Below are 12,002 nucleotides of genomic sequence, written 5' to 3'. Positions count from 1 at the left end.
CGGCCGTTGCCGCGAGCGACGGGTAGACGGCTCGGCTGTGGCCTGTACGATACCGGATACGAACCGGCGGTGCACCGCACGGTCCGCCAAGGATTTCGAAAAGACGTGCCGCAAGAATGAGAGCGGAAGCCAGTCGCTTCCCAAGGTAGACCAGCGCCCCAAATGCTAGACGTGCAAGGGGCCGGAACGGAGGACAGGACGATGACGGAACTGACGCCATCTGCGATTATCGGCCAGGCCGCGCAGACGAAAGCGGCAGCCGTTAAAAATACCGTTCTGACCAAAGAAGGCCGAACCACCAACGGCCTGACCGGCAACGGTATGGCCGCGCAGGGTCTCTACGATCCGCGCAACGAGCATGACGCGTGCGGCGTCGGCTTCATCGTCAACATGAAGAACGTGAAGTCGCACCAGATCGTCAAGGACGGGCTCTTCGTGCTCGAAAACCTGACGCATCGCGGCGCTGTCGGCGCCGATCCGCTGATGGGCGACGGCGCCGGCGTGCTGGTGCAGATTCCCGATCATTTCTTCCGCGAAGAGATGGCGGCCCAGGGCGTCGAACTGCCGGCGGCAGGCCAATACGGCGTCGGCCACTGGTTCATGCCGCAGGATGCGGCACTGCGCGCCCATATCGAAGAGATCATCGCCGAATCGGCGCTGTCAGAAGGGCTGCCGCTTTTAGGCTTTCGCGACGTGCCAGTCGACAATTCATCGCTGTCGAAGGCGCCCGATATTGCGGCCTCCGAACCGTTCCATCGCCAGGTCTTCATCGGCCGCACATCGGACATTCCAGATGACGAGGAATACGAGGCCAGGCTGTACCTGCTGCGCAAGGTGATTTCCGGCCGTATCTACGCCGAGAACAACAACAAGGATATCGGCGCCTACTGTGTGTCGCTATCGGCGCGTACCATTGTCTACAAGGGCATGTTCCTGGCCTACCAGGTCGGCGCCTATTACAAGGATTTGTCGGATCCGCGTTTCGAGACCGCGCTGATCCTTGTCCACCAGCGCTTCTCGACCAACACCTTCCCGTCCTGGAAGCTGGCGCACCCCTACCGCATGGTCGCGCATAATGGCGAGATCAACACGGTGCGCGGCAACAACAACTGGATGGCGGCGCGCCAGGCCTCGGTCGATTCCGAACTGTTCGGCAACAACATCTCCAAGCTGTGGCCGATCTCCTATGACGGCCAGTCCGACACGGCGTGCTTCGACAATGCGCTCGAATTCCTGTTCCAGGGCGGCTACAGCCTCAGCCACGCCATGATGATGCTGATCCCGGAAGCCTGGGCCGGCAACAAGCTGATGGATGCCGATCGCAAGGCTTTCTACGAATACCATGCAGCGCTTATGGAGCCGTGGGACGGGCCGGCCGCGGTCGCCTTCACCGACGGCCGCCAGATCGGCGCCACGCTCGACCGCAACGGGCTGCGCCCGGCGCGCTACATCGTCACCGACGACGACCGCGTCATCATGGCGTCCGAAGCCGGCGTGCTGCCGGTGCCGGAGGAGAGGATCGTCAAGAAGTGGCGGCTGCAGCCTGGCCGCATGCTTCTGATCGACCTTGCCAAGGGCCGCATCATTTCCGACGAGGAGATCAAGTCGGAGATCGCCACCAGGCATCCCTACAAGACCTGGCTCAACAACACGCAGCTGATCCTGGAGGATCTGAAGCCGGTCGAGCCGCGCGCGCTGCGCAAGGATGTCAGCCTGCTCGATCGCCAGCAGGCTTTCGGCTACAGCCAGGAAGACACCAAGCTGTTGATGTCGCCGATGGCGACCACCGGCCAGGAAGCGGTGGGTTCGATGGGCACGGACACGCCGATCTCGGCGATGTCGGACAAGTCGAAGCTGCTCTACACCTACTTCAAGCAGAATTTTGCCCAGGTCACCAACCCGCCGATCGACCCGATCCGCGAGGAACTGGTGATGAGCCTTGTCTCGTTCATCGGGCCGCGGCCGAACATCTTCGACCTGGTCGGCAATTCGCGCCGCAAGCGGCTCGAAGTGCGCCAGCCGATCCTGACCAATGGCGATCTGGAAAAGATCCGCTCGATCGGCCACACCGAGGACCGTTTCGACACCAAGACCATCGACATCACCTACGGGTCGAGCGAGGGCGCGGCCGGCATGCAGGGCGCCGTCGAGCGTCTGTGCGAGCGCGCCGAGGCGGCCGTTGCCGGCGGCTACAACATCATCATCCTGTCCGACCGCCAGGTGGGTCCCGACCGTATCGCCATTCCGGCACTGCTGGCGACGGCTGCCGTGCACCACCATCTGATCCGCAAGGGTCTGCGCACCGCGGTCGGCCTGGTTGTCGAATCCGGCGAGCCCCGCGAAGTGCATCATTTCTGCTGTCTCGCCGGCTACGGCGCCGAGGCGATCAACCCCTACCTTGCTTTCGACACGCTGCTCGACATGCACAAGCGTGGCGAACTGCCGGCGGAGGTCGACGCCTACGAGGTGGTCTCGCGCTATATCAAGTCGATCGGCAAGGGCATCCTCAAGGTGATGTCGAAGATGGGCATCTCCACCTACCAGTCCTATTGCGGCGCGCAGATATTCGACGCCATCGGGCTGAAGTCGGATTTCGTCGAGAAGTACTTCACCGGCACAGCGACGCTGATCGAAGGTGTCGGCCTGGACGAGGTCGCGGCTGAGACGCTCAGCCGCCACACCGACGGTTTCGGCAACGATCCGGTGCTGCGCAACAGCCTCGAGGTCGGCGGCGAGTACATGTACCGCATGCGCGGCGAAGCCCATATGTGGTCGCCCGACGCCGTCGCCACCTTGCAGCACGCCGTGCGTCAGGGCTCGTGGGAGACGTTCAAGGAGTATTCCGCGCAGATCGACAGCGAGACGGCCCGTGCCCAGACCATACGCGGCCTGTTCAGGATCAAGCTTGCGGAAGAGACCGGCCGCAAGAAGGTGGCGATAGAGGACGTGATGTCGGCGGCCGATATCGTCAAGCGCTTCTCGACCGGGGCGATGTCGTTCGGCTCGATCTCGCGCGAGGCACACACGACGCTGGCGCGCGCCATGAACCAGATCGGCGGCAAGTCGAACACCGGCGAGGGCGGCGAAGAGGCCGACCGCTATCTGCCGCTGCCCGGCGGCAGCAAGAACCCCGAACGTTCGGCGATCAAGCAGGTCGCCTCGGGGCGGTTTGGCGTCACCGCCGAGTATCTCGTCAATTCCGATGTCATGCAGATCAAGGTCGCGCAGGGCGCCAAGCCCGGTGAGGGCGGCCAGCTGCCCGGCCACAAGGTCGACGCCACCATCGCCAAGGTCCGGCACTCGACGCCTGGCGTCGGCCTGATCTCGCCGCCGCCGCATCACGACATCTATTCGATCGAGGATCTGGCGCAGCTGATCTACGATCTGAAGAACGTCAACCCGGCGGCCGATGTCTCGGTAAAGCTGGTGTCGGAAGTCGGTGTCGGTACGGTTGCGGCCGGCGTCGCCAAGGCACGCGCCGACCACATCACCATATCGGGCTATGATGGCGGCACCGGCGCGTCGCCGCTGACCTCGCTCAAGCATGCCGGCAGCCCGTGGGAAATGGGCCTAGCCGAGACGCACCAGACGCTGGTGCTGAACGGGCTGCGCTCGCGCGTTGCGCTGCAGGTCGATGGCGGCTTGCGCACGGGGCGCGACGTCATCATCGGTGCGCTGCTCGGTGCCGACGAGTTCGGCTTCTCGACCGCGCCGCTGATCGCGGCCGGCTGCATCATGATGCGCAAGTGCCACTTGAACACCTGCCCGGTCGGCGTCGCGACGCAGGATCCGGTTCTGCGCAAGCGTTTCAAGGGCACGCCCGAGCATGTCATCAACTTCTTCTTCTATGTTGCGGAAGAGGTGAGGGGGCTGCTGGCCGAGATGGGCTACACCCATATCGACCAGATCATCGGCGACAGCGACCTGCTGGAAAAGCGCGAGATGATCCAGCATTGGAAGGCGCGTGGGCTCGATTTCGGCAAGATGTTCTTCAAGCCGGACGCGCCGCATGAGGCGGTGCACTGGACCGAACGGCAGAAACACCCGATCGACGATGTACTCGATCGCAAGCTAATCGAACTGGCGAAGCCCGCGCTCGAAAGCAAGCAGCCGGTCAAGATCGAGGTCGACATCCGCAATGTCGATCGCTCCACGGGCGCCATGCTGTCGGGCGAAGTCGCCAAGCGCTTCAGGCACAAGGGCCTGCGCGAGGACACGATCCAGGTGAAGCTGACCGGCACCGCCGGCCAGTCGTTCGGCGCCTTCCTGGCGCGCGGCATCTCGTTCGATCTCGTCGGTGCGGCCAACGACTATGTCGGCAAGGGCCTGTCGGGCGGACGCATCGTCATCCGGCCGCCGGAGGAGTCCAGGATCGTCGCGGCGGAATCGATCATCGTCGGCAACACCGTCCTCTATGGCGCGACCGAGGGCGAGGCCTATTTCGCAGGTGTCGCCGGCGAGCGCTTCGCGGTGCGCAATTCGGGCGTCGCCGCCGTCGTTGAAGGCGTCGGCGATCATGGCTGCGAATACATGACCGGCGGCATCGTCGTCGTCATCGGCCAGACCGGTCGCAACTTCGCTGCCGGCATGTCGGGCGGCGTGGCCTATGTTCTGGATGAGGCCGGCGATTTCGCCGCGCGCTGCAACATGGCGATGGTCGAGCTGGAGCCGGTTCCGGAAGAAGACGATCTGATGGAAAGGCTGCTGCATCATGGCGGTGACCTCGACCACAAGGGTCGCGTCGACGTCTCGGGCGACATGACCACCCATGACGAGGAACGGCTTTACCAGCTTATCTCGAACCACGTCCATTTCACCGGTTCGGTACGCGGCCGCGAGATACTCGACGACTGGACGACCTTCCGGCCGAAATTCCGCAAGATCATGCCGGTCGAATACCGCCGCGCGCTGATCGAGATGGAACGCATGCGCATGGGCGTGGCGGCGGAATAGGTTTTTCGACTTGCCGGGAGGCGCAGGCTTCCCGGCGGAACTTTCAGCGACAGTTTGACCTCGGATGCAAGGTTGCCACGGCTGCCTCAAGGGGTTAACGGGTGCGAAAACCGCACCATCTGGACAGCAGGAACTGGACTATGGGCAAGGTAACAGGCTTTCTCGAAATCGACCGGCAGGTGCACAAGTACCAGCCGGCCTCCGACCGCATCCGGCATTTTCGTGAATTCACGCTGCCGATGTCGGACAAGGAGGTCGAGAAACAGGCCGCGCGCTGCATGGATTGCGGCATCCCGTTCTGCCACGGGCCGACCGGTTGCCCGATCCACAACCAGATCCCGGACTGGAACGACCTCGTCTACAATGGCGACTGGGACAATGCGATCCGCAACCTGCATTCGACCAACAATTTCCCCGAGTTCACCGGCCGCATCTGCCCCGCGCCCTGCGAGGAAGCCTGCACGCTGAACCTCGAGGACATTCCGGTTGCCATCAAGACTGTCGAACAGGCAATCGCCGACAAGGCTTATGAAACCGGCCATATCCGGCCTTATCCGCCAGAGAAGAAGACGGGCAAGCGGGTCGCTGTCATCGGCTCCGGCCCGGCAGGGATGGCGGCGGCGCAGCAGCTTGGCCGCGCCGGCCACGAGGTCAGCGTCTATGAGCGTGAGAGCCGTCCCGGCGGGCTGATGCGCTACGGCATTCCCGACTTCAAGATCGAGAAGCACTATATCGACCGCCGCATCGAGCAGATGCAGGGCGAGGGCGTGACCTTCCATTGCGGCGTCAATGTCGGCGTCGACAAGCCGGTGGCAGAGTTGCTCGCCGGATACGATGCGGTGCTCTATTGCGGCGGTTCGGAATCGCCGCGTCCGGCCAACATTCCGGGCGACGATCTCGGCGGCGTCTATGACGCCATGCCCTATCTGGTGCAGCAGAACCGTCGCGTCGGCGGCGAGCCGATCCAGTCGGTGGCCTGGCCGTCGCATCCGATCATCGCCGGCGGCCAGCATGTCGTCGTCGTCGGCGGCGGCGATACCGCGTCCGACTGCGTCGGCACCGCCTTCCGCCAGGGCGCGGTGCGCGTCACCCAGCTCGACATCCGCCCGCAGCCGCCGGAGAAGGAAGACAAGCTTTCGGTCTGGCCTTACTGGGCGACCAAGATGCGCACCTCGTCCTCACAGGCCGAAGGTGCGGAGCGCGAATTCCAGGTGGCGACGCTCGAATTCATCGGCGAGGACGGCCAACTGACCGGCGTCAAGTGCTGCGAGGTCGACGAGAAGCGCAAGCCTATCCCCGGCACCGAATTCGTCATCCGTGCAGACCTCGCCTTCATCGCCATCGGCTTTGCCGGCCCGGCCGCCGTGGGCGTCGCGAAAGAGCTGGACGGTGAGATGAAAATCACCACCGACAGCCGCCGTTCCCGCAATGTCGAAGCCAACGATCGCGACTACAAGACCAGCGTCGACAAGCTTTACGCCGCAGGCGATGTGCGCCGCGGCCAGTCGCTGGTGGTGTGGGCGATCCGCGAAGGCCGCCAGGCCGCGCGCTCGATCGATGAAGCGCTGATGGGGTCGACGGTACTCCCCCGTTAACGGTTGATCGCCGTCGTCGTATCCGTCGCGGCAGCGGCCTTGGGCGGCCACGAGAAGTCGTCGGCGCGGCCGGGCGAGGCCTCGGGCGCCTTGCCTTCGAGGATTAGTTTTTCGCCGGGCAGATCCGGATTGGCTTTCGGCGCCGCCGCCGCACCGAGAAGCTCGGTCCCGCCGTCGAGCGCCGGATCGTTGAGCAGCATTGGAACGGTGCGGTCGACCACGATCGGGGCGGCGGGCAGCGACGGCGCCTCGACCGGGGCGCCGGCCGGCGCGGCAGCCGTCACCACGCTTCCCGGCGCTGCCAGGCCGAGGATCTTGGCCAGCGGCTTTTCGGTGTAGAAGGCGAGCTTTCGCTTGCCGGCTTTCGAGACGTTGATGCCGTCGTCGGAGCGCAGCCGCACGGCCTGGCCGTTAATGTCGGGGCCGGTCGAGACAAAGGCGCCGTTCTCGTCGACGAACCCGTCCCAGACATCGACGAATTCGCCGCCGTTCTTCTCGGCTGCCGAGTGGTAGATGTCGTTGAATGCCAGCATGTCGGAGGTCATCTTCGGCGTCTTGAAGGCTGGCATGCCGACCCACAGATAAGGCACCTTGGTCGCCGCCAGTGCCTTTCCCAAGGCTTCGGTCCGGCGTTCGTATTCCTTGGTCCAGTTCTCGGAGCGCGGCTGCTCGCGCACATCGTTGACGCGCATCTGCTGGCGGTCGTTGGAGCCGAGCATGACGACGACCACGGAGGGTTTTTCGGTCTCGACCAGCGATTTGACCTGTTCGGGCCAATTGTAGACATCATCGCGCACGAAACCCGAAGAACCGTTGGCGCGCTCGACGATCCTGACGTTGGCATTGTCGGCAAAGGCTGTTTCGAGGCCTTCGGCCAGGCCGTTGGCCATGAAATCGCCGATCACCAGAACGACGCGGGCATCCGGTGTCTTCTCGACAATCGGAGCGGAAGGTTCAACGGGTGCACGGGGCTTCTTCTTGACCTTCGGCTTTGCCTTGCGGACGTCGAGCGGCGGCTCGATGCGTTCGCTGCGGCGCGGGAACAGAAGGTCGCGCAGCGACCAGCCGCGGTTCTGCGGTTGTTCCTGCGCCAAAGCCGGTGTGTGGAAACTGCCGGCGAGTCCCGTCGCCAGGACAACGATGGCCAGAACGAGGATCGGCAAGCGGAAAACGATCACACGGATACGCGCTGCCGAAACCAAGCACCCTCTCCATCCCTTGGTGCATGGCCCTCGCAGCGGATCATGCACACATCAATGCTACGGCATCGCTTGTGCGCCGCAATGCGCGGCGCTGCCGATGGCTCTATTTCTTTCTGAGCCATTTGAGCACTTCCATGCTCGGATACCCGTCCTGGGTCAAGCCGACCGTTGCCTGATAGGTCATGATGGCGGTTTTCGTGCCGTCACCGATCTTGCCGTCGAACTTGCCGTCGTAAAGTCCGTGCTGCGAAAGCCGCTTCTGCAACTCCTGCCTTTCCTCGAAGGACAGTTTGGTGAAAGGCCGCTTCCAGTCCTGCACCAGACCATTAGAGCCGGCGATTTCGTCGGCAAGAAGGCCGACGGCCAGGGCATATTTGTCGGCGTTGTTGTAGGCCTTGATGACGGAGAAGTTCTTGATCATCAGGAAGGCCGGTCCGCCGCGGCCGTCCGGCACTTTCAGGGTCGCCTTGTCGGTTGCGTTCTTGAACGGCTTGCCATTGGCCCTGGTGACGCCGAGCGCCTGCCACTGCGCCAATGTCTTCGAGCCGGCCGGCAGTTTGCCCGCCGGAATGGTGACCTCGTAGCCCCAGGTCTTGCCGCCCTGCCAGCCATTCTTCTTCAGCAGATTGGCTGATGTCGCCAACGCATCGGGGATCGAATTCCAGATGTCGCGCTTGCCGTTGCCGTCCATGTCGACGGCATAATGCTGGTAGCTGGTCGGGATGAACTGGGTCTGGCCCATGGCGCCGGCCCAGGAGCCCATCAGGTGGCTTTCGTCGATGTCGCCGGTCTGCAGGATTTTCAGCGCGGCGACCAATTGGGTGCGGGCGAATTTCGAACGCTTCGGGTCGCCATAGGCGAGGGTTGCCAGCGAGCGGATGACATTGCGCATGATGTCGTCGCGCTTGAGGATCTCGCCATAATTCGATTCCATCGACCAGATGGCGAGCAGGATGTAGCGGTCGACGCCGAACCTCGCCTCGATCCGTTCCAGCCACGGCTTCCATTTCCTGGCCATCTGCTGGCCGACGGCAACGGACTGGTCGTGGACGCGGTTGTCGAAATAGTCCCAGGCAGGTGCGGTGAATTCGGGCTGGGTGCGTGCCTTTTCCAGCACCACCGGGTCGGGCTCATTGATGCCCCGGAACGCTCGGTCGTAGACCCCGCCGGAAACGCCGCCCGCCACGGCCGTGGCGCGGAAGCCGGCGACCCATTGCCGAAAACCGGCATCGGCGAAGGCCGGTCCGGCCGGCATCAGCAAGGCGAGCGAGAGGCTGGCCGCCGTCAGCACGCTGGTAAAGAGTTTTGCGGCACTGCGAACGGACATATTTTCCCCTTTCTCTATCTCAGGAAAGACCATTCATCGCCGAACCGGGTTAGCAATTGGTTTACCATAGGCGGCGCCTGGAACGAAAAGACACCTGGATGCTTTACCGGTTGATGTTTCCCTCAATGGCCCGATAATCCACAATTCCGGCGCGAAAATGTCGCGAGGCGGGATTGCCGGGCACGCCCTCAAACGGATAATTGACGCATGAAGCGAGTTCGCAAGGCAGTTTTCCCGGTCGCCGGTCTCGGCACACGGTTTCTCCCGGCCACCAAGGCCATTCCCAAGGAGATGCTGACCGTCGTCGACCGGCCGGTCATCCAGTATGTCGTCGATGAGGCGCGCGAGGCCGGCATCGAACATTTCATCTTCGTCACCGGCCGCAACAAGGCGGTCATAGAAGACCATTTCGATATCCAGTTCGAGCTCTATGATACGCTGGCACAGCGCGGCAAGGACGATCAGCTGGCCCGCTTGCAGCGGCTGCAGCCGGCGCCGGGGCAGACCTCGTTCACCCGCCAGCAGGTGCCGATGGGGCTCGGCCACGCCGTCTGGTGCGCCCGCGAACTGGTCGGCGACGAACCCTTCGCGCTGTTGCTGCCCGACATGATCATGCAGTCGGAGAAGAGCTGCACGAAGGCCATGGTCGAGCTCTACGAGGAGACCGGCAACAACATCATCGCGGTGCAGGAATGCGATCCGGCCGAAACCCACAAATATGGCATTGTCGGCCGCGGCGAGGACACGCATCACGGCTTCCGCATCACCGAGATGGTCGAAAAGCCGAAGACCGGCACCGCGCCGTCCAATCTCTACATCAACGGCCGCTACATCCTGCAGCCCGAGATTTTCAAGATCCTCGAAAGCCAGGAAAAGGGCGCCGGCAACGAGATCCAGCTCACCGACGCGATGCTGAAGCTGGAAAAGCAGCAGCCCTTCTTTGGCTACCACTTTCAGGGCCGCACCTTCGATTGCGGCTCGCCGGAAGGCTTCGTCGAGGCCAATGTCGCCTTCGCGCTGTGGCGCAGCGACATGAACGAGAACATGGCCGGCGTCATCCGCACGCTGCTCGATGAGATGAAGCCGTCCGAGCGTCGCGGCGCTGCTTTTTAGCTACCGCTGCAGCTTCAGCCCCAAATAGATGCTGTTGGCGGTGTAGTTGCGCCCGGGCAGATTGCTGGTCAGCTTTTCGGTGCGGGCGCGGCTGGTGAGGCCGACATAGCGGTTCAGCCACCAGGTCAGCCCGGCCTCTGCACTCAGCGTCATGTCATGGCCGTCGGAGCCGGTGTAATTGCGCCAGTCGAGCCCAAGGGCTGCGTTGCCGGTCAGGTCGGCGCGGATCTGCCGCTCGCCGGTGAGGCGGCCGGAATAGAGGATGTCGCCGCTCTTACCGGCATTCGTCGTGCCTTCGACCGTGGTTCGCCCGGTGAGGCCGATGATGGTACCGCGCTCGGGCGACCATTTGAGGTCGGCATTGATGGTGGCTCCCGAAATCGCCTCCAGGTTCTTGTCGTCGATCGCCTCCCTCAGCCAGCCGGCCGAGAACTCACCCTTGAGCTTCTCGCCCATGTCGACTTCGATACCGGCGCGCGCGCCAAGCCGGGTCGAAGAGCGCTCGAAGCCCTTGTTGTCGATCCGTTGGTCATATACCCGGCGGCCGAGCTCAATCTCAGCAAAGGGCGTCAGAGCCGGGGAAATTTCATAGCCGGTCCGCAACGTTGCGGTGTAGAGCGTGTTGTCCTGATCCTTCTGCGACAACACGGTGCCGTCCGTTAGCTTGGCGTCGCCATAGATGTCGTGGGAGACCGCACCGGTCAGCGCAAAGCGCATCTTGCCGACGTCCTTCTCGACGCCGAGGCTGCCGTCGACCGTCTGGCGGATCGGCTGCGATTTGACGCCGGCAATGGCGTCGGGCGCGGAGGCCGATTCCGGTGCAATCTCGTAGCCGAGCTTGGCGATGGCGCGCAGTTCATTGTCGAGGTCGACATTGTACGTGCCTTGGATACGGCCGCGTGCCTCATTGATCTTCTGGCCCGAAATGGTGTTGCGGAAATTACCGTAGCCGTCGATGACCGCCGAATTCTCGCGCCAATCGGAGGCGGCGGAGAAACGCAGCGCCGTTTCGGACAGCACCGCCGACTTGCCGCCAGCGCTGGAATCGGCGTTCGACGTGACGGCAACGCCCTGCTCGAGCGCCGGCCGCAGCAGGAACGAGCCGACCTTGATGCCGGTTGCCGCGTACGGGTCGTCCTCGAGCTTCTTCTTCAGGCCCTCGATGGCGTCGGTGCGCTCGGCGCCGGGGTCGAGCTTTCGTCGGTCGACGCCGTCGACGGTGAGGACACGGCGGTTGGCTATGTCCTGATCGGCGTCGCCTGCCGCAGTGCCGTCCGGAGTCGTTCCGGTGGTGGTCTGGTCCGTGGCTTTGCCAGGCTTCTTCTTGTCGGCAGCCTTGGTTTTGTCCTTGGCCTTGTCTGCATCCGCGTCGGCGCGTTGCTTTGCCGTCGACGGGCGGCGTGGCAGGACGGTTGGCGGCTTGTCGGCGAACGAATCGTCGATGGTCGCCGGCGGGTCGAAAATGCTGTTTGCGCCGGCCTGTGACGGGTCGGTGTCATCAGGCAAGGCGCCATCGCTGGCCGGCACATAAGCGGTTGGCGTGTTTCCCGTGGGGGCGGTGTCGGCAGGGGCGGGCTTGACCTGCGTGTTGGCCTTGCTCAATTGCCTGGCCCGGCGCTGCTGGTCGGACAGGATCGCCGATTCCGAAACTTCGCCGCGCAGCTCGGTCTCCTGGGCATGAAGCGCAGTTGGCCGCAGCAAAGCGAGCACGCTCGTCGCCAGAAGCAGAGCGCAAAACGCTCTGCCCGTTCGACCTTTTTTCTCTTGAGGTTGGGCCCGCGACATCGTCACCACTGCTTGCGCGGCGCAAGC

General features: G+C 63.6%; 6 protein-coding genes. 3 read left to right on the top strand and 3 right to left on the bottom strand.

The annotated features are described in order from the left end of the window. Positions 1-201: 201 nt before the first annotated feature. Both gltB and X757_RS161240 read left to right on the top strand, forming a co-directional pair. Positions 202-4,953 carry a glutamate synthase large subunit gene (gene gltB / locus X757_RS161235; protein WP_023695705.1) on the top strand — a complete coding sequence of 1,584 codons (4,752 nt, stop codon included), beginning with the start codon at positions 202-204 and terminating at the stop codon, positions 4,951-4,953. Between the two features lie 140 nt (positions 4,954-5,093). Continuing rightward, positions 5,094-6,548, top strand: a complete 1,455-nt coding sequence (locus X757_RS161240; RefSeq protein ID WP_023710939.1) for a glutamate synthase subunit beta — start codon at positions 5,094-5,096, stop codon at positions 6,546-6,548. Here the strand turns inward: X757_RS161240 and X757_RS161245 are convergent. Together X757_RS161245 and X757_RS161250 are read right to left on the bottom strand one after the other, a co-directional pair. Further along, positions 6,545-7,750: a DUF459 domain-containing protein gene (locus tag X757_RS161245; protein ID WP_023710940.1), complete on the bottom strand. Its 1,206-nt coding sequence runs from the start codon at positions 7,748-7,750 to the stop codon at positions 6,545-6,547. The genes X757_RS161240 and X757_RS161245 overlap by 4 nt on opposite strands. A gap of 103 nt (positions 7,751-7,853) precedes the next feature. After that, complete coding sequence (locus X757_RS161250) at positions 7,854-9,077, bottom strand: lytic murein transglycosylase (protein ID WP_023725188.1); 1,224 nt, start codon at positions 9,075-9,077, stop codon at positions 7,854-7,856. A 207-nt stretch (positions 9,078-9,284) separates the two neighbouring features. On the opposite strand from X757_RS161250, the gene galU reads away from it, so the two are divergent. After that, entirely contained in the window at positions 9,285-10,190 is a 906-nt protein-coding gene (galU, locus tag X757_RS161255) for a UTP--glucose-1-phosphate uridylyltransferase GalU (RefSeq protein WP_023671956.1), read from the top strand. Here the strand turns inward: galU and X757_RS161260 are convergent, their stop codons facing one another. Further along, positions 10,191-11,975 (bottom strand): outer membrane beta-barrel protein, encoded by a 1,785-nt coding sequence (locus X757_RS161260; protein WP_031251023.1) that lies wholly within the window; start codon positions 11,973-11,975, stop codon positions 10,191-10,193. Positions 11,976-12,002: the final 27 nt, after the last annotated feature.

This window comes from Mesorhizobium sp. LSHC412B00 (genome assembly GCF_000503035.1).
In the GTDB taxonomy this organism is placed as follows: domain Bacteria; phylum Pseudomonadota; class Alphaproteobacteria; order Rhizobiales; family Rhizobiaceae; genus Mesorhizobium.
The sequence above is the reverse complement of the archived record's forward strand: the minus strand, read 5'-3'. Positions and strand labels throughout refer to the sequence as shown.